The 22,593-nt window shown below is 64.6% G+C and carries 30 protein-coding genes and 1 tRNA gene; 22 read left to right on the plus strand and 9 right to left on the minus strand.

All coding sequences use genetic code 11. The features are described 5' to 3' along the window. Positions 1-181 precede the first annotated feature (181 nt). The 19 genes from rplN (at position 182) to AC1RVY_RS20395 (ending at position 9,891) form a co-directional block, all read left to right on the plus strand. Positions 182-550: a 50S ribosomal protein L14 gene (gene rplN / locus AC1RVY_RS20305; RefSeq protein WP_007861702.1), complete on the plus strand. Its 369-nt coding sequence runs from the start codon at positions 182-184 to the stop codon at positions 548-550. A gap of 9 nt (positions 551-559) precedes the next feature. Beyond that, entirely contained in the window at positions 560-880 is a 321-nt protein-coding gene (rplX, locus tag AC1RVY_RS20310) for a 50S ribosomal protein L24 (RefSeq protein ID WP_184860255.1), read from the plus strand. 9 nt (positions 881-889) lie between these two features. Beyond that, entirely contained in the window at positions 890-1,429 is a 540-nt protein-coding gene (gene rplE, locus AC1RVY_RS20315; protein ID WP_005793632.1) for a 50S ribosomal protein L5, read from the plus strand. Positions 1,430-1,437: 8 nt separating this feature from the next. Next, on the plus strand, positions 1,438-1,743 hold the full coding sequence (rpsN, locus tag AC1RVY_RS20320; RefSeq protein WP_007861712.1) for a 30S ribosomal protein S14: 306 nt from the start codon (positions 1,438-1,440) through the stop codon (positions 1,741-1,743). Positions 1,744-1,763: 20 nt separating this feature from the next. Continuing rightward, the gene (gene rpsH, locus AC1RVY_RS20325; RefSeq protein ID WP_008906523.1) at positions 1,764-2,159 is read left to right on the plus strand and encodes a 30S ribosomal protein S8; all 396 of its coding nucleotides are present in this window, start codon (positions 1,764-1,766) and stop codon (positions 2,157-2,159) included. A 25-nt stretch (positions 2,160-2,184) separates the two neighbouring features. Then, positions 2,185-2,718: a 50S ribosomal protein L6 gene (rplF, locus tag AC1RVY_RS20330; protein ID WP_218296829.1), complete on the plus strand. Its 534-nt coding sequence runs from the start codon at positions 2,185-2,187 to the stop codon at positions 2,716-2,718. A gap of 11 nt (positions 2,719-2,729) precedes the next feature. After that, positions 2,730-3,095, plus strand: a complete 366-nt coding sequence (rplR, locus tag AC1RVY_RS20335; RefSeq protein WP_005793639.1) for a 50S ribosomal protein L18 — start codon at positions 2,730-2,732, stop codon at positions 3,093-3,095. Between the two features lie 16 nt (positions 3,096-3,111). After that, entirely contained in the window at positions 3,112-3,630 is a 519-nt protein-coding gene (rpsE, locus tag AC1RVY_RS20340; protein WP_218296830.1) for a 30S ribosomal protein S5, read from the plus strand. Positions 3,631-3,644: 14 nt separating this feature from the next. Beyond that, complete coding sequence (gene rpmD / locus AC1RVY_RS20345; RefSeq protein ID WP_007861725.1) at positions 3,645-3,827, plus strand: 50S ribosomal protein L30; 183 nt, start codon at positions 3,645-3,647, stop codon at positions 3,825-3,827. Between the two features lie 10 nt (positions 3,828-3,837). Beyond that, entirely contained in the window at positions 3,838-4,269 is a 432-nt protein-coding gene (rplO, locus tag AC1RVY_RS20350) for a 50S ribosomal protein L15 (RefSeq protein ID WP_055395677.1), read from the plus strand. Between the two features lie 24 nt (positions 4,270-4,293). Beyond that, on the plus strand, positions 4,294-5,613 hold the full coding sequence (gene secY, locus AC1RVY_RS20355; protein WP_218296831.1) for a preprotein translocase subunit SecY: 1,320 nt from the start codon (positions 4,294-4,296) through the stop codon (positions 5,611-5,613). Between the two features lie 149 nt (positions 5,614-5,762). Next, entirely contained in the window at positions 5,763-5,876 is a 114-nt protein-coding gene (gene rpmJ, locus AC1RVY_RS20360; protein WP_005793651.1) for a 50S ribosomal protein L36, read from the plus strand. A gap of 23 nt (positions 5,877-5,899) precedes the next feature. Then, the gene (gene rpsM, locus AC1RVY_RS20365) at positions 5,900-6,265 is read left to right on the plus strand and encodes a 30S ribosomal protein S13 (RefSeq protein WP_008906516.1); all 366 of its coding nucleotides are present in this window, start codon (positions 5,900-5,902) and stop codon (positions 6,263-6,265) included. Between the two features lie 18 nt (positions 6,266-6,283). Then, positions 6,284-6,688: a 30S ribosomal protein S11 gene (gene rpsK, locus AC1RVY_RS20370; RefSeq protein WP_005793662.1), complete on the plus strand. Its 405-nt coding sequence runs from the start codon at positions 6,284-6,286 to the stop codon at positions 6,686-6,688. A gap of 92 nt (positions 6,689-6,780) precedes the next feature. Beyond that, positions 6,781-7,404, plus strand: a complete 624-nt coding sequence (rpsD, locus tag AC1RVY_RS20375; RefSeq protein WP_218296832.1) for a 30S ribosomal protein S4 — start codon at positions 6,781-6,783, stop codon at positions 7,402-7,404. A 112-nt stretch (positions 7,405-7,516) separates the two neighbouring features. Then, on the plus strand, positions 7,517-8,509 hold the full coding sequence (locus AC1RVY_RS20380; RefSeq protein WP_008906514.1) for a DNA-directed RNA polymerase subunit alpha: 993 nt from the start codon (positions 7,517-7,519) through the stop codon (positions 8,507-8,509). A 122-nt stretch (positions 8,510-8,631) separates the two neighbouring features. Then, positions 8,632-9,024: a 50S ribosomal protein L17 gene (rplQ, locus tag AC1RVY_RS20385; RefSeq protein ID WP_008906513.1), complete on the plus strand. Its 393-nt coding sequence runs from the start codon at positions 8,632-8,634 to the stop codon at positions 9,022-9,024. A gap of 22 nt (positions 9,025-9,046) precedes the next feature. Continuing rightward, positions 9,047-9,123, plus strand: a tRNA-Met gene (locus tag AC1RVY_RS20390). 123 nt (positions 9,124-9,246) lie between these two features. Then, on the plus strand, positions 9,247-9,891 hold the full coding sequence (locus tag AC1RVY_RS20395; RefSeq protein WP_492807933.1) for a LysE family translocator: 645 nt from the start codon (positions 9,247-9,249) through the stop codon (positions 9,889-9,891). 154 nt (positions 9,892-10,045) lie between these two features. On the opposite strand, the gene AC1RVY_RS20400 is transcribed toward AC1RVY_RS20395, so the two are convergent. From AC1RVY_RS20400 to AC1RVY_RS20435, 8 genes are all read right to left on the minus strand, one after another. After that, positions 10,046-11,515, minus strand: a complete 1,470-nt coding sequence (locus tag AC1RVY_RS20400; protein WP_492807934.1) for an N-acyl-D-amino-acid deacylase family protein — start codon at positions 11,513-11,515, stop codon at positions 10,046-10,048. After that, the gene (locus tag AC1RVY_RS20405; protein ID WP_492807936.1) at positions 11,515-12,480 is read right to left on the minus strand and encodes a MurR/RpiR family transcriptional regulator; all 966 of its coding nucleotides are present in this window, start codon (positions 12,478-12,480) and stop codon (positions 11,515-11,517) included. Before AC1RVY_RS20405 ends, AC1RVY_RS20400 begins: the two co-directional genes overlap by 1 nt. A 15-nt stretch (positions 12,481-12,495) precedes the next feature. Continuing rightward, positions 12,496-13,785: an amino acid deaminase gene (locus AC1RVY_RS20410; protein ID WP_492807938.1), complete on the minus strand. Its 1,290-nt coding sequence runs from the start codon at positions 13,783-13,785 to the stop codon at positions 12,496-12,498. A 42-nt stretch (positions 13,786-13,827) separates the two neighbouring features. After that, positions 13,828-14,820 carry an ABC transporter ATP-binding protein gene (locus AC1RVY_RS20415; protein ID WP_492807940.1) on the minus strand — a complete coding sequence of 331 codons (993 nt, stop codon included), beginning with the start codon at positions 14,818-14,820 and terminating at the stop codon, positions 13,828-13,830. Then, positions 14,817-15,869, minus strand: a complete 1,053-nt coding sequence (locus AC1RVY_RS20420) for an ABC transporter ATP-binding protein (RefSeq protein WP_492807942.1) — start codon at positions 15,867-15,869, stop codon at positions 14,817-14,819. Before AC1RVY_RS20420 ends, AC1RVY_RS20415 begins: the two co-directional genes overlap by 4 nt. A gap of 64 nt (positions 15,870-15,933) precedes the next feature. Then, positions 15,934-16,803, minus strand: coding sequence for an ABC transporter permease (locus AC1RVY_RS20425; RefSeq protein WP_007849605.1), 870 nt, complete (start codon positions 16,801-16,803; stop codon positions 15,934-15,936). A 1-nt stretch (position 16,804) separates the two neighbouring features. Continuing rightward, complete coding sequence (locus AC1RVY_RS20430; protein ID WP_492807944.1) at positions 16,805-17,752, minus strand: ABC transporter permease; 948 nt, start codon at positions 17,750-17,752, stop codon at positions 16,805-16,807. Between the two features lie 27 nt (positions 17,753-17,779). After that, positions 17,780-19,378, minus strand: a complete 1,599-nt coding sequence (locus tag AC1RVY_RS20435; protein ID WP_492807945.1) for an ABC transporter substrate-binding protein — start codon at positions 19,376-19,378, stop codon at positions 17,780-17,782. A 111-nt stretch (positions 19,379-19,489) separates the two neighbouring features. Between AC1RVY_RS20435 and AC1RVY_RS20440 the strand changes: the two genes are divergently transcribed. Continuing rightward, on the plus strand, positions 19,490-19,882 hold the full coding sequence (locus AC1RVY_RS20440) for a RidA family protein (protein WP_007849612.1): 393 nt from the start codon (positions 19,490-19,492) through the stop codon (positions 19,880-19,882). After that, on the plus strand, positions 19,875-20,825 hold the full coding sequence (locus AC1RVY_RS20445; protein WP_492807947.1) for a sugar kinase: 951 nt from the start codon (positions 19,875-19,877) through the stop codon (positions 20,823-20,825). Before AC1RVY_RS20440 ends, AC1RVY_RS20445 begins: the two co-directional genes overlap by 8 nt. Positions 20,826-20,983: 158 nt before the next feature. Here the strand turns inward: AC1RVY_RS20445 and nhaR are convergent, their stop codons facing one another. Then, on the minus strand, positions 20,984-21,880 hold the full coding sequence (nhaR, locus tag AC1RVY_RS20450; protein WP_369643561.1) for a transcriptional activator NhaR: 897 nt from the start codon (positions 21,878-21,880) through the stop codon (positions 20,984-20,986). Positions 21,881-22,037: 157 nt separating this feature from the next. Between nhaR and AC1RVY_RS20455 the strand changes: the two genes are divergently transcribed. After that, positions 22,038-22,583: an Rrf2 family transcriptional regulator gene (locus AC1RVY_RS20455; protein WP_218296843.1), complete on the plus strand. Its 546-nt coding sequence runs from the start codon at positions 22,038-22,040 to the stop codon at positions 22,581-22,583. Positions 22,584-22,593: the final 10 nt, after the last annotated feature.

Consider the following 22,593-nt stretch of genomic DNA (forward strand, 5'->3'; position numbering starts at 1 on the left):
TCCTGGAAGTCCTTTGCAATAATCGAGGGCTTCGCGTTTCCTACGTGAAGTTTCTGCCCAGCGGGAAGTGCTGCAAATGGTTTGCGGTGCGGACGACGGGCCCAAGACTGACTGGCTGATCCGCAGCCCTTGAGAAGTTCTCTGGGGCTGTTGTCTTCTGGTGCAAGTTGGGAATATTGAAATGATCCAGACAGAATCTCGGTTAGAGGTTGCCGACAATACCGGCGCTAAGTCCGTCCTTTGCATCAAGGTGCTGGGTGGTTCCAAGCGTCGCTATGCAAGCGTTGGCGACATCATCAAGGTGAGCATCAAAGAAGCCGCTCCACGTGGCCGCGTCAAAAAAGGCGAGGTTTACAGTGCGGTGGTCGTTCGCACGGCGAAGGGTATTCGCCGTGGCGACGGTTCGCTCGTCAAATTCGATGGCAACGCTGCAGTGTTGCTGAATGCAAAGTTGGAGCCTATCGGCACCCGCATCTTCGGACCCGTGACGCGTGAATTGCGTACCGAGAAGTTCATGAAGATCGTGTCCCTGGCTCCTGAAGTTCTCTAAGGACGCGCCATGAACAAGATTCGCAAGGGCGACGAAGTCATCGTGCTGACCGGCCGTGACAAGGGCAAGCGTGGCACGGTGTCGCTGCGCAAGGATGACTCCCACCTCGTCATCGACGGCATCAACCTCGTCAAGAAGCACGCCAAGCCAAACCCCATGAAGGGTACGACGGGCGGCATCGTTGAAAAGGCCATGCCGATTCACCAGTCCAATGTGGCCATCTTCAATGCCGCGACCGGCAAGGCTGATCGCGTGGGCATCAAGGTGCAGGCTGACGGTACGCGCGTTCGCGTGTTCAAGTCCAGCGGCGCTGAAATCAAGGCGGCCTAAGGGGTAAACATGGCACGACTCCAAGAAATTTACCGCGACAAGATCGCTCCCGAACTGACCAAGCAGTTCGGTTACACCTCGCCGATGCAGGTTCCCCGTCTGACCAAGATCACCCTGAACATGGGCGTGAGCGAGGCAGTCTCGGACAAGAAGGTGATGGACAACGCCGTGGCCGACCTGACCAAGATTGCTGGTCAGAAGCCCGTGGTGACCAAGGCCAAGAAGGCTATCGCCGGTTTCAAGATCCGCGAAGGCCAGGCCATCGGTTGCATGGTCACGCTGCGCGGCGTGCAGATGTATGAGTTCCTGGACCGTTTCGTGACCGTGGCTCTGCCCCGCGTTCGTGACTTCCGTGGTATCTCCGGCCGCGCTTTCGACGGCCGTGGCAACTACAACATCGGCGTCAAGGAACAGATCATTTTCCCTGAAATCGAGTACGACAAGGTGGATGCCTTGCGCGGTCTCAATATCAGCATCACCACGACGGCCAAGTCGGACGAAGAAGCCAAGGCTCTCCTCGCTGGTTTCCGTTTCCCGTTCAAGAACTGAGGCGAAGCATGGCTAAAGTAGCTTTGATCCAGCGCGAACTGAAGCGCGAAAAACTGGCAGCCAAGTACGCAACCAAGTATGCGGAACTGAAGGCAATCGCTGGCGATGCCAAGCGCAGCGACGAAGAGCGCGATGCAGCCCGCCTGGGCCTGCAAAAGCTCCCTCGCAATGCCAACCCGACGCGTCAGCGCAACCGTTGCGAAATCACCGGTCGTCCTCGCGGCACCTTCCGTCAATTCGGTCTGGCTCGCGCCAAGATCCGTGAACTGGCTTTTGCAGGCGACATCCCTGGTGTCACCAAGGCCAGCTGGTAAGCAGGCAGGAGAGATTAAACATGAGCATGAGTGATCCCATCGCTGACTTGCTGACCCGCATCCGTAATGCACAGATGGTCGCCAAGGCCACGGTTCTGGTGCCTTCTTCCAAAGTGAAGATTGCCATCGCCCAGGTGCTGAAGGACGAAGGTTATATCGACGGCTTCCAGGTGAAAACCGAAGCTGGCAAGTCGGAACTCGAAATTGCCCTGAAGTACTACGCAGGCCGTCCCGTGATTGAGCGCATCGAGCGCGTCAGCCGCCCCGGACTGCGTGTCTACAAAGGCCGTGATTCCATTCCACAAGTCATGAACGGTCTGGGTGTGGCAATTGTCACGACGCCCAAGGGCGTGATGACCGATCGCAAGGCGCGCGCTACCGGTGTCGGTGGCGAAGTGCTCTGCTACGTGGCCTAACCCGCGGCATTGAGGAGAAACTGAAATGTCCCGAGTAGGAAAAATGCCCGTGACCATCCCCGCTGGCGTGGATGTGTCCGTGAAAGATGACCAGATCTCTGTCAAGGGTTCTGGTGGCGCCCTCTCGCTCGCACAGAATGTGCTGGTGAAGGTGTCGAGCAATGAAGGCAAGCTGAGCTTTGCGCCTGTCAACGACTCCCGCGAAGCCAATGCCATGAGCGGCACGATTCGCCAGTTGGTCAACAACATGGTGGTCGGTGTCAGCAAGGGCTTTGAAAAGAAGCTGAGCCTGGTGGGTGTGGGTTACAAGGCTGCGGCTTCCGGTTCCAAGCTGAACCTGGCTGTGGGCTATTCGCACCCGGTCAATATCGAAATGCCCGCTGGCATTACGGTCGCAACCCCCACGCCCACGGAAGTGGTGATCAAGGGTGCTGACCGCCAGCGTGTGGGGCAAATCGCTGCTGAGATCCGTGCTGTTCGTCCACCCGAGCCCTACAAGGGCAAGGGTATCCGCTATGCGGACGAAAAGATCACGATCAAAGAGACCAAGAAGAAATAAGGAGCTGCAACATGTTGACCAAGAAAGAGCAGCGTCTTCGTCGTTCGCGCCAAACCCGCATCCGCATTGCACAGCAAGGCGTGGCGCGTCTCACCGTGAACCGTACGAACCTCCATATCTACGCCAGTGTGATCTCCGGCGACGGCAGCAAGGTGCTGGCAAGTGCATCGACGGCAGAAGCCGACGTGCGCAAGTCGCTCGGCGGTTCGGGCAAGGGTGGCAATGCCGCTGCAGCCCAGATCATCGGCAAGCGCATCGCTGAAAAAGCGAAGGCTGCGGGTGTCGAGAAGGTTGCATTTGATCGCGCAGGCTTTGCCTACCACGGTCGCGTCAAGGCCCTGGCCGACGCAGCCCGTGAAGCCGGCCTGCAGTTCTAAGCGGAGCGAATAAAAAATGGCTAAATTTCAACCCAAAGTGCAGAGCGAAGGTCAGGACGACGGTCTGCGCGAAAAAATGATCGCGGTCAACCGCGTGACCAAAGTCGTGAAGGGCGGCCGTATCCTCGGCTTCGCCGCACTGACGGTGGTTGGCGACGGTGACGGCCGTGTTGGCATGGGCAAGGGCAAGTCCAAGGAAGTGCCTGCTGCCGTGCAAAAGGCGATGGAAGAAGCCCGCCGCAACATGGTCAAGGTATCGCTCAAGAACGGCACCATCTACCACAACGTGACGGGCCACCATGGCGCTGCTGTCGTGATGATGGCTCCCGCTCCCAAGGGTACCGGCATCATTGCTGGCGGCCCCATGCGCGCCGTTTTCGAAGTGCTGGGCGTGACGGACATCGTGGCCAAGAGCCATGGTTCCTCCAACCCCTACAACATGGTCCGTGCCACTTTTGATGCGCTCGTCAATTCGACCACTCCGTCGAATGTGGCAGCCAAGCGCGGCAAGACGGTCGAAGACATCTTCGCCTGAATCGGAGCCTGAAAATGACAACGCAACAAACCGTCAAGATTCAATTGGTGCGCAGCCCTATCGGCACCAAGGAATCGCACCGCGCCACCGTCCGTGGCCTGGGCCTGCGCAAGCTCAACAGCGTGAGCGAACTGCAGGACTCGCCCGAAGTGCGCGGCATGATTAACAAGATCAGCTATCTGGTCAAAGTCCTCTGAGAGATAGATCATGGAACTCAATAGCATCAAGCCCGCAGACGGTGCCAAGCATGCCAAGCGCCGTGTAGGCCGTGGTATCGGCTCCGGCCTGGGCAAGACCGCTGGCCGTGGTCACAAGGGTCAGAAGTCGCGTGCCGGTGGCTACCACAAGGTGGGCTTCGAAGGCGGTCAAATGCCTCTGCAACGTCGCTTGCCCAAGCGCGGCTTCAAGTCGCACCTGCTCAAGTTCAATGCAGAAGTGACGCTGACGGCGCTCGATCAGCTCGGCCTGGCCGAAGTGGACGTGCTGGCACTCAAGCAAGCTGGCCTCGTGGGCGAGCTGGCCAAGGTGGTCAAGGTCATCAAGAGCGGTTCCCTCACCAAGGCTGTCAAGCTCAATGGCGTGGGCGCTACGGCAGGTGCCAAGGCAGCGATCGAAGCTGCTGGCGGCAGCGTCGCCTGAGTGTGGCTCTGAAGGAAGGCATCTGTGGCTACTAGCGCGGCTCAAATTGCAAAGACCGGCAAGTTCGGCGACCTGCGTCGCCGTCTGGTTTTTCTGTTGCTTGCGCTGGTCGTGTATCGCATAGGGGCTCATATCCCTGTGCCTGGTATCGATCCAGCCCAACTCCAGCAGCTGTTCAGTGGCCAGCAAGGCGGCATCCTGAACCTGTTCAACATGTTCTCGGGTGGTGCGCTGTCGCGTTTCACGGTCTTCGCTCTGGGGATCATGCCGTACATCTCGGCATCGATCATCATGCAGCTGATGACTTACGTGATTCCCACGTTCGAGCAGTTGAAGAAGGAAGGCGAAGCCGGTCGCAGGAAGATCACGCAGTACACCCGCTACGGAACGTTGGGCCTGGCCCTGTTCCAGTCGCTGGGTATTGCCGTCGCGCTGGAAAGCTCCGCAGGTCTGGTGCTGAGCCCTGGTTTCGGGTTCCGCATGACCGCCGTCGTCAGCCTGACCGCCGGCACGATGTTCCTGATGTGGCTGGGTGAGCAGATCACTGAACGTGGTTTGGGCAACGGTATCTCGATCCTGATCTTTGCAGGTATCGCAGCCGGATTGCCCAGCTCCATCGGTGGTCTCCTTGAACTGGTTCGTACGGGTGCCATGAGCATCCTGGCCGCCATCTTCATCGTCCTCGTGGTCGGTCTGGTGACCTACTTCGTGGTGTTTGTGGAGCGTGGTCAGCGCAAGATTCTGGTGAACTACGCCCGTCGGCAGGTAGGTAACAAGGTCTACGGCGGCCAGTCGTCGCACTTGCCCCTCAAGCTGAACATGGCTGGCGTGATTCCTCCGATCTTTGCCTCGTCGATCATCCTGTTGCCCGCCACGGTGGTGAACTGGTTCAGTGCAGGCGAGTCGATGCGCTGGTTGAAGGACATCTCGGGTGCGTTGACTCCTGGTCAGCCCATCTATGTGATGTTCTACGCTGCCGCGATTGTGTTCTTCTGCTTTTTCTATACGGCACTGGTGTTCAACAGCCGTGAGACTGCAGATAACCTGAAGAAGAGCGGTGCGTTCATTCCAGGCATCCGGCCCGGTGAGCAGACGGCCCGTTATATCGACAAGATCCTGGTTCGCCTGACCTTGGCAGGCGCTGTGTACATCACCTTCGTGTGCTTGCTGCCAGAGTTCCTGATCTTGAAGTACAACGTTCCGTTCTACTTTGGTGGGACATCGCTGCTGATCATTGTGGTGGTGACCATGGACTTCATGGCCCAGGTTCAGAACTACATGATGTCGCAACAGTACGAATCGCTGCTCAAGAAAGCCAATTTCAAGGGCAACGCAGGCGGTTGATGATGATGAAGGAAGGCAGTTGATCGCATAGCGGCGACTGCCTGCAGAACTGGATATCGGTTGAGTTGGCGCCCCACGATTTTTCGCGGGCACAAATTGTGTTCCGTGCGAAACAGCCGGGACGGATGGAAAAGTTTTAGGAGAATGCAATGAGAGTTTCGGCTTCGGTCAAAAAAATCTGCCGCAACTGCAAGATCATCCGCCGCAAGGGTGTGGTGCGCGTGATCTGCACGGATCTGCGTCACAAGCAGCGCCAAGGTTGATTGGAAAGTATTAGAGGACGCATATGGCACGTATCGCTGGCATTAATATTCCGCCGCACAAGCACGCGGAAATCGGTTTGACCGCCATTTTTGGCATTGGTCGCACCCGCGCTCGCAAGATCTGCGAAGCAACTGGTATCGCTTACTCCAAGAAGATCAAGGATCTGACGGATGGCGATCTGGAAAAAATTCGCGAGCAAATCGAGCAGTTCACCATTGAAGGTGACCTGCGCCGCGAAACCACGATGAACATCAAGCGCTTGATGGACATCGGCTGCTATCGTGGCTTCCGCCATCGCCGCGGTCTGCCAATGCGTGGTCAGCGCACCCGTACCAATGCACGCACTCGCAAGGGTCCGCGCAAGGGTGCAGCTGCACTGAAGAAATAAAGAGATTGAAAGATCATCATGGCTAAGTCTCCTGCCAATAACGCAGCTCAGCGCGTTCGCAAGAAGGTCCGGAAGAATGTTTCGGACGGCATTGCACACGTGCACGCCTCGTTCAACAACACCATCATCACGATCACCGATCGCCAGGGCAATGCCCTGTCGTGGGCATCGTCCGGTGGCCAAGGTTTCAAGGGCTCGCGCAAGTCCACTCCCTTCGCGGCCCAAGTGGCTTCGGAAGTGGCTGGCCGCGCTGCCATCGACCAAGGCATCAAGAACCTTGACGTTGAAATCAAGGGTCCTGGCCCAGGCCGTGAATCCTCGGTGCGCGCTCTGGGCGCCCTGGGCATTCGCATCACGTCCATCTCCGATGTGACCCCCGTGCCTCACAACGGCTGCCGCCCTCAAAAGCGCCGTCGTATCTAATCTCTCTCTAAGCCCACCGCCGCCTGTGAACGCGCAAGCGCCTCAGGCGGCTCCCGCAATGGTTTGCGGTAGATGACACAAAGGAAGCTCAAGTGGCACGTTACCTCGGCCCCAAGGCCAAACTCTCCCGCCGTGAAGGCACGGACCTGTTCCTCAAGAGCGCACGTCGCTCGATTGCCGACAAGTCCAAGTTCGACTCCAAGCCAGGCCAGCACGGCCGTACCTCCGGTGCCCGCACGTCCGACTACGGCCTGCAACTGCGTGAAAAGCAGAAGGTCAAGCGCATGTACGGCGTGCTGGAAAAGCAGTTCCGCCGCTACTTCGAAGCCGCCGAAGGCAAGAAGGGCAATACCGGCGCCAACCTGCTGTTCCTGCTGGAATCCCGTCTCGACAACGTGGTGTACCGCATGGGCTTCGGCTCGACCCGCGCCGAAGCGCGCCAGCTGGTCTCGCACAAGGCGATCACGGTGAACGGCAAGTCTGTGAACATCGCTTCCTACCTCGTGAAGACGGGCGATGTGGTGGCCGTGCGTGAAAAGTCCAAGAAGCAGAACCGCATTGTTGAAGCCCTGCAACTGGCTGCCCAGGTCGGCATGCCTGCGTGGGTGGAAGTGAACGCCGAGAAGGCCGAAGGCATCTTCAAGAAGGTGCCGGACCGTGATGAGTTTGGCGCCGACATCAACGAATCCCTGATCGTTGAGTTGTACTCGCGCTAATTGCTCGGTACATATTTCAAGAAAACCGTCCCTGAACCGCGAGGCATCGCGGTTTAGGCGCTTCACCAGCCTTACCGGTGTAACGAGCTGGGGGTATTGAGAGGAAGTCTGAATGCAAACCAATTTGCTGAAACCCAAGGCGATCAATGTCGAGCAGCTTGGCCACAACCGTGCCAAGGTCGCGCTGGAGCCGTTCGAGCGTGGGTACGGCCACACGCTGGGTAACGCCATTCGGCGTGTCCTGCTCTCGTCCATGGTGGGTTACGCAGCGACGGAAGTCACCATTGCAGGCGTTCTGCATGAGTACTCGTCCATTGACGGCGTTCAGGAAGATGTGGTCAACATCCTGTTGAACCTCAAGGGCGTGGTGTTCAAGCTCCACAACCGTGATGAAGTCACGCTGAGCCTGCGCAAGGATGGCGAAGGTGTGGTTACCGCACGCGATATCCAGACCCCTCACGACGTGGAAATCGTCAACCCTGACCACGTGATCGCGAATCTGTCGGCCGGCGGCAAGCTGGACATGCAGATCAAGGTCGAGAAGGGCCGTGGCTACGTGCCCGGTAGCCTGCGCCGCTATGCCGACGAGTCGACCAAGTCGATTGGCCGGATCGTGCTGGATGCGTCGTTCTCCCCTGTGAAGCGCGTGAGCTACACGGTGGAAAGCGCCCGCGTGGAGCAGCGTACCGACCTGGACAAGCTGGTTGTCGAGATCGAGACCAATGGTGCCATCACTGCCGAAGACGCAGTGCGCGCATCGGCCAAGATCCTGGTGGAACAGCTGGCGGTGTTCGCGCAGCTGGAAGGTGGCGAGCTGGCTGCGTTCGACGCACCGGCAGGCCCGCGCGGCAATGCCACGTTCGATCCGATCCTGCTGCGTCCTGTGGACGAGCTGGAACTGACCGTGCGTTCCGCCAACTGCCTGAAGGCCGAGAACATCTACTACATCGGTGACTTGATCCAGCGCACCGAGAACGAGCTGCTCAAGACGCCTAACCTGGGTCGCAAGTCGCTCAACGAAATCAAGGAAGTGCTCGCATCGCGTGGTCTCACGTTGGGCATGAAGCTTGAGAACTGGCCACCAGCCGGTCTGGACAAGCGTTAAGTTATAATTCTGGGTTCCCCGAATCGCGGGAACCCGGTTTTTGGTTCCCTTGGATGGGAACAGTGCCTCGGGCAGTACCTTACACGGCTGCCTGATTTAATTTTAAATAAGGAAAAAGCACCATGCGTCACGGTCACGGCCTCCGCAAACTCAACCGCACCAGCTCGCACCGCCTTGCGATGCTGCAGAACATGATGAACTCGCTCATCGAGCACGAAGTCATCAAGACCACCGTCCCCAAGGCCAAGGAACTGCGCCGCGTGATCGAACCCATGATCACCCTGGCCAAGGAAGACTCCGTTGCCAACCGCCGCCTGGCCTTCAACCGCCTGCGCGACCGTGACAGCGTGACCAAGCTGTTCAACGACCTGGGCCCCCGCTTCAAGGTGCGTCCTGGTGGCTACACCCGCATCCTCAAGATGGGTTTCCGTGTGGGCGACAATGCACCCATGGCCCTGGTTGAATTGGTGGATCGTGCTGCAGAAACCGAAAATAATTCGGCAGCAGCTGAATAATAGGGTATAATTTATTTCTTACCGCGCGATGGAGCAGTCTGGTAGCTCGTTGGGCTCATAACCCAAAGGTCGGAGGTTCAAATCCTTCTCGCGCAACCAATATGTAGCGGTCTCCGCTCACAGCAAACGCCCACTTCACCGTGGGCGTTTTTGTTTGTGCCCTGCCATTGCAGTGAGCGGCTTTCCTCTTTGGTGGGGTGTGCATTCCAGGAGGCATCTTCCATGGACGCAGGTTTTCTGTCCCCGACCCTGCTGGTGGCGCTCATGGCCTATACAGTTGGTGTTGCAAGCCCTGGCCCCAGCAATCTGGCGATCATGGCGGCCGCCATGTCGCATGGACGGAGGCGTGCCATGGCCCTGGCTGCCGGGGTGGTCCTCGGCTCGGTGTTTTGGGGTGTGGCCGCTGCACTGGGCATGTCGGCACTCATGCGCAGCTATTCCTGGTCCTTGCTCGTCCTGAAGGTGCTGGGCGGCATCTACATGCTCTGGCTGGCCTGGAAGGCGGCGCGTGCCGCATTCACGCCGAATGCCCTGCACGAGGCCTCCGACACCACGGGCGGCGACCACCTCCAGGCTTTTCGGCTCGGCCTGGCGATGCACATGACCAACCCCAAGGCCGTCTTTGTGTGGCTTTCCATCGTCGCTCTCGGCGTGCCCGCCGGCGCCGGACGCAGCCATGCCCTGGCGGTCGTGGCGTGTTGCGCCGGCATCGGAGCTTGTATCTTCATGGGCTATGCCCTGGCATTTTCGACACCGTTGGCACGTGCGGCATACGCCCGCATCCATCGCGCATTCAATGCGCTGCTGGCTGGAGTCTTCGTGTACGCAGGCATCCGGCTGCTGCTGACCCGCTCAGCCGTGAGCTGACGGATCACCGTGCCTGCAGGCAAGTCCGCCCAGACGGCGAAACTCCTGGGTCTTGGTGCCACAACTGCACGCGGTTGACGGCAGGCTCGGCAGGAGAAGATGGAATTCCTGGGGGCATGGATGATGATCCAGGCCCCGCAGGCAAATCGCCCCTTCAGGCCGGCAGTGCCTGACGCCGGATGAACCGCCCGGCCCGCGCGCCCGTGGCACGACCAGCCGCGGTGTAGCTCAGCACGCCGTTGACCCAAACCTGTTCGATCCCCTCGCTGAACTGCACGGGTTGTTCGTAGCTCGCGGTATCGCGCACGCGCGCCGGGTCGAACACCACGATATCGGCCATGCAGCCGGCTTCCAGCCGCCCGCGCTCGCCGATGCGAAAACGCTGGGCCGACAGGCCGGTCATCTTGTGGATGGCTTCCTCCAGACGCAGCAGGCCCTTCTCGCGCCAGTAGCAGGCCAGCACGCGCGGGAAGGCGCCCCACAGGCGGGGGTGGGGGCGCTCGTCGTGCGGCAGGCCGTCCGAGCCGATCATGGACAGGGGGTGCGCAATCACGCGCTCCACATCGTCCTCGCGCATCTGGAAGTAGCAGGCGCCGCCGGGCTGCAGCCGGTCGCAGGCTGCATCTTCGCTCATGCTCCATTCGCGGGCGATGTCCTTGAGGTAGCGACCCACCATTTCGGGGTGGGGCTGGCTGCCGGTGATCAGGATGTCGATCACACCGTCGACCAGGTCGGTGCGCAGCACCGTCGAACCCGCGGTGTAGGGGTACACGTCCAGGCTGATGGGCTGGCCCTTTGCGAGGGACTCGATCAGCGGCAGCGTCTCGCGCGTGCGGCCCCAGTTCGAGGCGCCGGCGCACTTGTGGTGCGACAGCACCAGCGGCAGGCCGGCCTGGCGCGCCGTGAGCGCGGCCTCCTGCAGCGCCGGCAAAATGCCGGCCAGTTCGTCGCGGATGTGGGTCGCATACACGCCGCCATTGCGCGCGGCCACGCTGGCCAGCTCGGTCAGCTCGGTGAGGTCGGCCGCATAGGCTTCCTTGTAGAACACGCCGGACGACAGGCCCAGCGCGCCCGCATCCATGGCCTCCTGCATGTCGGCCGCCATGGCAGCGCGTTCGCTGGCCGTGGCCGCGCGCCCCAGTTCGGGAAGGTGGCGCATGCGCAGGGCCGTATGGCCCAGCAATGCAGCCACGTTCACGCCGGGCTGCGCGGCATCCACGGCGCGCGCGTAGTCGGCCATGCGCGCGTGGCGGAACTGGCGCTGGCCCAGCAACGACAGCGGCGCCGCCGGTGCATCCGCCACCATGGGGGCCAGCGAGATGCCGCAGTTGCCCACGATCACCGTGGTCACGCCCTGCGACAGCTTGGGCAGCATGTCGGGCGCGTCGATGGCGGCCGCATCGTCGTGCGTGTGCACATCGATGAAGCCGGGTGCGATCACGCGGTCCGTGCAGTCGATGGTCTGTAGCTCCAGGCCGGCGAACAAGGCCGGGTCGATGGCGCCGGGCGCGGCCAGCGCCACGATGCGCTCGCCTGCCAGCAGCAGGTCGCCGACCCATCCGGGGCGGTCGGTGCCGTCGATGATGGTTCCGTTCTTCAGCAGGGTTGCTTGCGTTGCTACCATCAATTGTCTTTCTGGCCCGGCTTGTGCATGCCCGGGCCGTGGTCCATGGCGCCCGAATACTCGGCGCTGTCGAATCCGTGTTTGTGCAAAAGCTGCTTGAACTGCTGCAGGCCCCGCGTGGCCACCGGCCCCAACTGCTGCGCCAGGCGCACCATCAGGATCTCGATCACCACCAGGTGGGCCAGGTAGGCCTCGGTGCCCACGCGCATCACCGCATCCTGCGGCACCGACACCGCCAGCACCAGGTCGGCCGTCTCGGCCAGCGGCGTACCGGGCTGGGTCAGCGCGATCACCGTGGCGCCCTGCGAGCGGGCGAAACGCGCCGCCTCCACCGTGTAGGGCATGCGCCCCACGTGCGACACCACGAAGGCCACGCCCTCGGGGCCCAGGGTGCTGGCCGAGACCAGTTGCTGGTGCGCGTCGAAGATCGCGTTGGCCGTGAGGCCCAGGCGGAACAGCCGGCTCTGCAGCTCGCTGGCCGTGAAGGTCGATGCCGCGCCGACCGAATAGCAGTCGATGCGCCGCGCCTTGGCGAGCTTCGCGGCCACCTGGTCGATCACGTCCACGTCGATGCGCCGGCCCAGCTCAGTCAGCGAGGAGACGGCCGCATGGATGATCTTGCTGGAGACGTCCTGCGCCGTGTCCTCGGCCAACACGCTGCGGTGCAGGTAGGAGCCCGAGACCGCCAGGTCCTGCGCCAGCGCCAGCATGAACTCGCGCACCGAGTCGTAGCCGAAGCTGCGGCAAGTGCGCACGATGGTCGGCATGGACACGCCCGCCTGCTGCGCCAGCTGCTCCACCGTGGCCGCCACGGCAGCGCGCGGGTCTTCGAGCACGGCACGCACCACGCTGCGCTGCGCATCGGGCAGGCTGTCCTGGCGCTCGCGCAGTTGCTGCAGCAGGCCCGGCGTGGGGCTGGGCGGCTGGGTGGAGGACGATGGCGAAGGAGGCAGGCTGCTGTTCATGCGCTTCTCCGCGTCTCAGAACCGGGTGCTGATGGCGCCCGTGATGGCGCCATCGTCTTCCACCAGCGGCATCCAGCGCCACTTGTCGAAGGTGGTGCAGGGGTGCGAGATGCCCAGCGCCACGCGGTCGCCCACACGCGGCGTACCGGCGTCGCCGGCTGCGGCATCGAAGCGCAGGTAGGCATGCTGGTCGTTCAAGGCGCTCACGCTCCAGCCTGCAGGGGCGGCTGCTGCCGAGCGCTCGCCGCGCCGCGCCAGCTGCACCGGGATGGGCATCTCCAGGTCGTAGGAGATGTCGCGGCGCCCGCAGGTCAGCAGGGCCAGGCCCGGCTCCGGTACCGACTGCACCATGGCCCAGACCGTGAGGGCCGGGCGCAGCGAGGTATCGAGCCCTTCGCGCTGCTCCACGTTCTTGAGGAAGCGCGCGTAGTTGCCATGGTCGTGCGTCACATAGCAGCCCGAGCGCAGCACGCCCTCCACCGGGCGCGACAGGCCCTGGGCCTGCAGCAGCGGCACCACCAGGTCGAACACGGCCGAGCCGCCCGCCGTGAGCAGGATGCGGTCCTGTGCGAACAGGTGCCCTGTATCGCAGGCGCGTGCCAATTCCATCACGCGGCGCACCAGGGCGGTCACCTCGCGGGCGTCGTGCTCGTTGTCGCAGCGCGCCACGCCGCCTTCATAGCATTCGATGCCATCGAACTGCACGGCCTGCGACGCCGCCAGCGCACGCGCCAGGGCCAGTGCCTCGTCCAGCGTGCGGCAGCCGGTGCGCTGGCCGGGGATGCCCATCTCCAGCAGCACGTGGAACACGCGGGCACTGCCGCGGCGCTGCTTCCAGTCCTCCACCAGTGCGAGCTGCGCCAGCGAATCGACAAGGAACCACACCGTGAGATCGGCGTGACGGGCCAGCAGTGCATCGAGCGCATCCAGGTCGGTATCGCAGACCACCTGGTTGGCGATGATGATGCGGCGCGCACCGGCTTCCACCCCCACCGCGACCTGGAAGGCGGTGGCGAAGGTCAGGCCCCAGGCACCGCCCGCCAGTTGCTGGGCAAAGAGCTGGGGCGACATGGTGGTCTTGCCGTGCGGCGCCAGGGCGATGCCCTTGCGCTTGGCAAAATCCTGCATCCAGGCCAGGTTGTGCGCCAGCGCCGTGCGGCTGAGCACTGCCAGCGGGAAGGCCAGGTCGTCGGCCAGCACATTCCAGCCGCGTGCGGCGATCTCGCTGGCGCGGCAGGGCGCCGCCGCGATGGGAAAGCTCTTGCTGGTGGCGTCCAGGGTGAAGTCAGTGGTGGTGTTCGTCATGTCGTCTCGTCATGTTGGAGGGACGCAGCGGGGCTGCGCCGGTCAGATGTCGTCGCGCCAGCAGGCCTTCCAGTGCTCGGTGCCCACGGGGCGCAGGGCCATGTCGGCGCTGGCGCATTCGGCCACCGCATGCGGGCAGCGCGTGCGGAACACGCAGCCCGAGGGCGGATTGGCGGGGCTGGGCAGGTCGCCCTGCAGCAGGGGGATGGTACGCCGCTGCGCCGGGTCGGGGATGGGGGCCGCGGCCAGCAGGGCGCGCGTGTAGGGATGGGCTGGCCGCGCATACAGCGCGCTGGTGGGCGCGATCTCCATCACGCGGCCCAGGTACAGCACCACCACGCGGTCGCACAGGTACTCCACCACGTCCAGGTCGTGCGAGATGAACAGCAAGGTCAGGCCCAGCTGCTGCTTGAGGTCGCCCAGCAGGTTCACCACCTGCGCCTGGATCGACACGTCCAGCGCCGACAGCGGTTCGTCCGCCACGATGAAGTTCGGCTGCACCGCCAGTGCGCGCGCAATGCCGATGCGCTGGCGCTGCCCGCCCGAGAACTCGTGCGGAAAACGGTCCGCATGTTCGGGCCTGAGGCCTACCTGCGTGAGCAACTCCTGGATGCGCGGCTGGCGTGCCGCGCCGCGCGCCTGTTTGTGTGTGTCCAGTGCCTCACCCAGCACTTCGCGGATGCGCATGCGCGGGTTCAGGCTGGCATACGGGTCCTGGAAGATGATCTGGATCTTCGAGCGCAGCGGGCGGAACTGGCCCTGGCTCATCCCCGCCAGATCCTGCCCACTGGCCTCGCCGCCGTGGTACAGCATCTGCCCCGCCGTCGGGTCCACCAGGCGCGTCAGCAGCCGGCCGATGGTGCTCTTGCCCGAGCCCGACTCGCCCACCAGGCCCAGCGTCTCGCCGCGCCGGATGGCAAAGCTCACGTCGTCCACCGCACGCACCGGGTGCGGGCCGCTGCCGAAGTACTTGCGCAGGCCGCGCACTTCGATGAGGTTGTCGCCCGGGGTCGGGGCCATGGCCACGGTGTTCATGCGCTCACCTCCTGCGGCGCCTGCTCGCCCACACGGATGCAGCGCACCCGCCGGCCGGCCTCGGTGGCACTGCCGTCGGACAGGGCCGGCATGCGCGCATCGCAGGCCGCGATGCGGCGCTCGCAGCGCGGCGCAAAGGCGCAGCCCGGCGGCGGCGCGAGCGGGCTCGACACCTGGCCCGGTATGGCCACCAGGCGCGGGCGCTGCCCGGCCACCGCCACGGCATGGCGCCGGGCCACGCCGGGCAGGCAGGCCAGCAGGCCGCGCGTGTAAGGGTGCTCGGGCTGCGCGAACAGATCGTGCACCGGGGCCGACTCGACGATGCGGCCCGCGTACATCACGGCCACCGCGTCGGCGTACTGCGCCACCACGCCCAGGTTGTGGGTCACGAACAGCATGCTCATGCCCGTCTCCTTCTGCAGCCGGCCCATGAGGGCCAGGATCTGCGCCTGGATGGTCACGTCCAGCGCGGTGGTCGGCTCGTCGGCGATCAGCAGCGTGGGGTTGCAGGCCATGGCCAGCGCGATCATCACCCGCTGGCGCATGCCGCCCGAGAGCTGGTGCGGGTACTCGTGCACGCGCTGCTTCGCGGCCGGTATCTCCACCAGCTCCAGCATGCGCTGGGCATGGGCCAGGGCGGCGCGCCGGTCGAGCTTCAGGTGCAGGCGCACCGATTCGGCGATCTGCTCACCCACGGTGAGCACCGGGTTCAGGCTGGTCATGGGCTCCTGGAAGACCATCGCGATCTCGTTGCCGCGCAGCGCGCGGCGCTCGGCCTCGGGCAGGGCCAGCAGGTCCACGCGCCGGCCATCGCGCCGGGTGAACCAGGCCTGGCCGTCGACCTTGGCCTGCGAGGTCTTGGCGTGCAGGCCCATCAGCGTGAGGCTGGTGACGGACTTGCCCGAACCCGACTCGCCGACCAGCGCCAGCGTCTGGCCCGGGTGGATGGCGAAGGACACGTCGGCCACGCTCTGGATGCGGCCGGCGTCGGTGGCGAACGAGGTGGACAGGCCCTGCACTTCGAGCCGGGCAGCCGTGGGGGTGGTCATGGGGTGGGTGCCTTCGTAACGCGCTCGCCAGGGGCGGGCGCTTGCGTGGGTCGGTGAAAGAAGCTCATGCGGCCTTCTTGAGCTTGGGGTCGAGCAGGTCGCGCACGCCGTCGCCCAGCATCTGCAGCGACAGGGCGGTGAACACGATGGCCAGGCCCGGGTAGAGAATCGTCCAGAACGCGCGGTCGGCCGATTCCAGGCTGCCCGCGATCATGGTGCCCCAGGTGGGGATGTCGGGCGGCACGCCCACGCCCAGGAAGGACAGGCCCGCCTCGGCCAGGATGGCATAGGCGAAGATGAAGGTCACCTGCACCAGGATGGGCGAAACCAGGTTGGGCAGGATGTGCTTGAGCAGGATGCGCGGCGTGCGCACGCCCAGGGCGCGCGCGGCGTCCACGAACAGCAACTCGCGCAGCACCAGGGTGCTGGCCCGCACCACGCGCGCCACGCGCGGCGTGTAGACGATGACCAGCGCCAGCATCACGTTCCACAGCGAGGCCCCCAGGATGGACACCAGGGCGATGCCCAGCAGGATGTCGGGGAAGGACATCATCGCGTCCACCACGCGCATCAGCGGCGCGTCCAGCCGCCGAAAGAAGCCCGCGAACATGCCCAGCAGCGTGCCGAACAGCACGGCGCCCGCGGCCGTGAGCCCGCCGATCAGCAGCGAATAGCGTGCGCCGTGCACGATGCGCAGCATCACGTCGCGCCCGAGCTCGTCGGTGCCGGCCCAGTGCGCGGCCGAGGGCGCGTTCAGGCGCTCGCTGATCGAGATGGCGTTGGGGTCGGCGTCCGACACCCAGGGGAACACCGTGGCCACCGCGACCACCAGGGCCAGCACGATGGCCGAGGCCAGCACCACCTTGCGTGCGAACAGGCGGCGTGCCAGTGGCAGCCAGTAGTCCTTGAGATTGCGAATCAGGCCTTGCACCATGTCACTTGCCCTCCAGCCGGATGCGTGGGTCGACCAGCGTGTACAGGAAGTCGATGGCCAGGTTGATGAATACATAGATGGCCGCGATGACCAGCAGCGTGCCCTGGATCACCGGGTAGTCACGGCGCAGCACGGCGCGCACCACCAGATTGCCCACGCCGGGCAGGTTGAACACCGTCTCGGTCACCACCGTGCCGCCGATCATCAGCGCCAGTGTCAGGCCCAGCACCGTGACGATGGGCACCAGCGCATTGCGCAGCACGTGCTTGACCATCACCGTGCCTTCGGCCAGGCCCTTGGCGCGTGCCGTGCGCACGTAGTCCTCGCCCAGGATGTCGAGCATCGAGGCGCGCGTGAAGCGGATGATCAGCGCCGAGTTCAGCAGCCCCAGCACCAGCGCCGGCAGCAGCAGGTGCGACAGGCGCTCGGCCAGCGGCGAGGCCGGGTCGCCATAGCCCGAGGCCGGGAACCAGCCGAGCTTGACCGCGAACAGCTGGATCAGGATCAGCCCGAGCCAGAAGCTGGGCACGCTGGCGCCCAGCATGGCCACGCCGCTCAGGGCCTGGTCACCGGGGCTGCTGCGCCAGATGGCGGCCGCCATGCCGCAGGGGATGCCGATCAGCGCCGCGATGCCCACCGCGAACAGCGCCAGGAACAGCGTGGGCTCGGCGCGCTCGAGCAGCGCCTGCGTCACCGGGCGCTGCAGAAAGATGGACTGGCCCAGGTTGCCCTGCAGCAGCTCGCCCACCCAGAGCACGAACTGCGTGGGCAGGGGCTTGTCCAGCCCGTACTGCACGCGCGCCGCGGCGATGTCCTCGGCCGTGGCCTGCTCGCCCAGCAGCAGCGCCACCGGGTCGCCCGAGGCCAGGCGCGTGAGCGCGAACACCAGCACCGCGACAAGGGCCAGCACCACCAGGGCGCCGCCCAGGCGGGTCATCAGAAAACGCATGGCAACGAACCTTCGTGCAGTGGGGGCTTACTTGGCCAGGCCCGTGTTCCAGAAGAACGGCCAGATCGCCGGCGTGTAGCCTTCCAGCTTGGCCGAGCGCGCCGAGAGGCCGTTGAACTTGCCGACCTCGATGAAGGGCACTTCGTCGTACACCACCTGCTGCACGGCACCCCACAGCGGGCCGCGCTTGGCGACATTGGTCTCCTGGTTGAAGGCCGTGAGCGTGGCCTTCTTGGCGGGCGAATCCCACCAGCCCGGCGCGCCGTCACCGAGCTGCGGCGGCGAGAGCATGGGCTCGGGGAACAGGCCCGAGTGCGTGAAGTACACGTCCCACAGCTTGGCATCGTTGCGCCGCTGCACCAGCGTGGCCCAGTCCACCACCTGCAGTTCGGTCTTGAAGCCGGCCTTCTTGAGCTGCTCGGCCATCACCAGCGCCATGTTGTAGTGGAACTCGTACTGCCGGCTGGCCATGATGCGCACCGGCTGGCCGTTGTAGCCGGCTTTGGCCGCCTGGTCCTTGGCAGCCTGCGGGTTGCGCTCGTTGTACAGCTTGCCGCCCGCATCCGAGTAGTAGGGCGTGCCCTTGGGGAAGAAGTTGGGCTCCACCACGAAGAAGCGGTTGTCGCCAAAGCCCGCAGCCAGCAGCTCGCCCGAGCCCACGGCGGTCTGCACCGCGCGGCGCAGCGGTTGCGCGGCGAGCACGCCTTCCTTGGTGTTGAAGACGATGTAAGGGAAGCCGAAGTTCTTGGTCACGATGGGCACCACGGCCGGGGCACCCTTGTCGATGCGGCCGGCCGCTTCCACGGGCAGCAGGTCGGCGTACTGGAACTGGCCCGACAGGGCGCCCTCCACGCGGGTGTTGGCATTGGGCACGGGCACGAAGCGCAGTTCGTCGAGCAGGGCCTCGCGGCGGCCGGCATAGCCGCTCGGGGCCTCCTTGCGGGCGCTGTAGGTGTCGTGGCGCACCAGCACCGTGAACTGGTCGGGGCGGCGCTCCTTGAACTTGTAGGGGCCGGTGCCGATGAAATCCTTGAGCTGCGGCGCGATGCTCTCCTTGGCCATGATGGCGGCCATGCCGCTAGGCAGCGCCAGCTGGGCCAGCAGCGGTGCATAGGGCGCCTTGAGCTTGAGCTCCACCGACAGCGGGCCCTTGGCAGTGAGCGAGGCCACCTCCTTGCCCACGGCCTTGCCACGCGGCGACAGTTCCATCCAGCGCTGCAGCGAGGCCACCACGTCGTCGGCATTCAGGTCGCGGCCGTTGTGCAGCTTCACTTCCTTGCGCAGGGCGATGGTGTAGGTCAGGCCGTCCTTGGACACAGAGGGCAGGCCCTCGGCCAGCATGGGCGCCACGGCCCAGTTCGCATCGAAGGTGTACAGCGGCTCGTAGACGTGCTGCATGATGGTGCCGACCAGGTCGGCCGTGCTCACCATGGGGTCCAGCCCCTGGGGCTCGCCGACCATGGCCAGGTTGGCGGCGCCCCCCTTGGCGGGGGCGGCCAGGGCGGGCTGGCCCGACCCCAGGGCCACGAGCACGGCAGCACTTGCTGCCAGGCCCAGAACGCTGCGCCTGGCGGCCTGAACAGGCCTTCCGGGCGTCAACCAATCACGGATGGATGAGGATTGCATCGTGGCTCCATAAGTAATAACATTACATTTTTAATCGTAGATGACTCGTTTGTGAAAGTCAAACGGGTTTTTTCCGACGATTTATGTAAATTCATTACACAAGGAGCTTGCATGAGCCATGTAGAACTGCTGGGCCAGTCCCCCATCGCATCCGACCGCCAGGCGCGTCCCCTGTCGCCCGCCACGCGCGCTGGCGACTTCGTCTTCGTCTCGGGCCAGGTGCCCACGGACGACCAGGGCCAGGTCATCGTCGGCGGCATCGAGGCCCAGACGCGCCAGGTGTTCCAGCGCGTCAAGGACGCCCTGGCCCTGGCCGACTGCACCCTGGCCGACGTGGCCAAGGTCAGCGTCTGGCTGGCCGATGCGCGCGACTTTGGCAGCTTCAACCGCGTCTACATGGAGTGCTTCGGCGAGCACCGGCCGGCCCGCTCCACGGTGGAGTCGCGCCTCATGATCGACGCCAAGGTCGAGATCGACGTCACCGCCTACAAGCCCCGTGCCTGAGCGTTCCACCACCTCCGTGGGCAAGACCTTCGACGTGGCCGCGCTGGGCGAGGCCATGGTCGAGTTCAACCAGTTCCACCCCGGCCAGCCGCAGTACCTGCGCGGCTTCGGCGGCGACACCAGCAATGCCGCCATTGCGGCGGCACGGGCCGGCGCGCGCGTGGCCTATCTCACGCGCATCGGGCAGGACAGCTTCGGCCAGGCGCTCACCGCGCTGTGGCGCGCCGAGGGCGTGGACACCCGCGCCGTGCAGAGCGACGGCGAGCACCCCACCGGCATCTACTTCGTCTCGCATGGAGCGGCCGGGCACGAGTTCAGCTACCTGCGCGCAGGGTCGGCCGCGAGCCGCATGGCGCCGCAGTGGCTGGCCGGCGAGCCCACGGCCGTGCTGCAGGCCGCGCGCATCCTGCACCTGTCGGGCATCTCGCTGGCCATCTCGCCGCAGGCCTGCGACACCGCCTTCGAGGCCATGCGCCTGGCGCGCGAGGCTGGCACCCTGGTGGCCTTCGACTCCAACCTGCGCCTGAAGCTCTGGCCGCTGGCGCGGGCCCAGGCCTGCATCGCGCATGCGGTCTCGCTGTGCGACATCTTCCTGCCCAGCCTGGAGGACATGCAGGCCCTGACCGGCATGTCCGATCCCGAGGCCATCGTCGACTGGGGCCATGCGCGTGGCGCGGCCACCGTGGTGCTCAAGCTCGGTGCCGAGGGCGCACTGGCCAGCGACGGCCGGCGCAGGGAACGCATCGCAGGCCTGCGCGTCACGCCCGTGGACGCCACGGGCGCGGGCGACTGCTTCTGCGGCAACCTGCTCGCCCGCATGGCCCAGGGCGACGACGTGTTCGTGGCAGCGCGCTACGCCAACGCGGCGGCCGCGCTGGCCGTGCAGGGCTATGGTGCTGTGGCACCGTTGCCGTACGCGCGCCAGGTGCAGGTGACGGCTTGATGTAAGGGGAGCGTGGCAATAGTCGGAGCCTCAGGAAACTGGCGCGACCTGGGCGAGTGCCCCCGCGCAAGGGCCGCCCCGCCGCGCTGGGGGCGTCCCCCTCTGGGGGCGTCCCCCTCTGGGGGGAAGACGCGAAGCGGCTCAGGGGGGCTACCCCATTACGCTGCGAACAGGTCGGAGCGGGCGGCCTTGGTGATGGCCGCCACGCAGGGGTGGCTGATGCGCCGCTCCACCGAGATCGCGAAGAACTCCTCGACCAGCTCCGTGGAGCGCCCGATCACCTCGACCCCGAACTGGGCCTGGGTCTCCTCTTCCAGCACCGTGGGCGAGGTGAACACCCCGCGCCCCTCGCGCCCGAAGGCGTTCATCAGCGCGCTGTCGTCGAACTCTCCCACCAGGCGTGGCTGCAGCTGGTGCTTGTTGAACCAGTGATCGAGCTGCTGGCGCACCGAGGACATGGGCCCCTGGATCAGCATCGGCGCGCCATGCAGGCACTTGGGGAAGGGTCCTTGCAGCTGGCTGCGCAGGGCCGGTGCGCAGAAGAAGCTCATGGAGCTGGTGCCCAGGCCGTGGTTGAAGGCCTTGACGCCGATCTTCTTGGACACCGGCTCGTCCGCCAGCACCAGGTCCAGCCGGTTCAGGCTCAGCTGCGCCACCAGCTCGGGGAACTTGCCCTCGTGGCAGGTCATGTGCACCTGTTCGGCCAGGCCCATTGCCGGCTCCAGCAGGCGGTAGGCGACCGATTTGGCCACCGAATCCGCCACACCCACGCGGAACTCCAGCGGGCGCGACTGCCCGCGCGCCAGGCGGATGGACTTTTCCAGCTCGTCGCCCAGCGCGAAGATCTGCTCCGCATAGCCCAGCGCCACGCGGCCTTCGCTGGTCAGCTCCAGCCCCCGGCCGCGCTTCTTGAACAGGTCGTGGCCCAGCCATTCCTCGAGCTGCTTGATCTGGCCCGACAGCGTCTGCGGCGTGGTGTTGAGCTGCTCGCCGGCGCGCATGATGCCGCCCGCCTTGGCCGTGGTCCAGAAGTAGCGCAGGTGCTTGAAGTTCATGCCGTCTCCTTGATACTTCGTAAAAATCGAAGTAAAAATCTCGATAAATCGAATATACGCGAAGTGTCAAGATCCCTACAGTACGTTCATGGACAGATCGCGGAACGCCCCTTCGGGCACCGAACCCTGGCCATACACCGTTCACAAGGAGTCAAAGATGCGGATCACCACCAGAGGACAACTCGCAGTCTCGGCCATGACCGATCTGGCCCTGCGCCAGAAAATGCGGCCCGTGGCCCTGTCGACGATCAGTGCGCGCCAGGGCACCTCGCTGTCTTACCTGGAGCAGCTGTTCAGTGCGCTGCGGCGCGCCGGGCTCGTGGACAGCACGCGCGGCCCCGGAGGCGGCTATACCCTCGCACGCAACACGGACGAGATTTCCGTGGCCGAGATCATCCTGGCGGTCGAGAACCTGAAGGCCGATGACATCCAGAACATGGCGCCCGGCCAGGCCGCGCAGGTGAAGTCGATGACGGGTGAGCTGTGGTCCACCTTCAACGCCCGGGTGATGGAATACCTGCAGTCGGTCACCCTGCAGGACCTCGTTGCCCAGCAGCTGGAGAAGGGCGTGGTCCCGCAAGAGGCCGCGCCCGCGGCCCCGCGGCCCAAGCTGAGCGCCAAGCCCCGCCCCCTGATGGCGCGGGTCGGCGTGCCCAACTCGGTCTTTGCCCTCGGCACGATCCCGTTGCTGCAGCGCCGCTGAGGGGGCGGCG

The sequence above is a fragment of the Acidovorax sp. GW821-FHT11A03 genome (genome assembly GCF_058809075.1).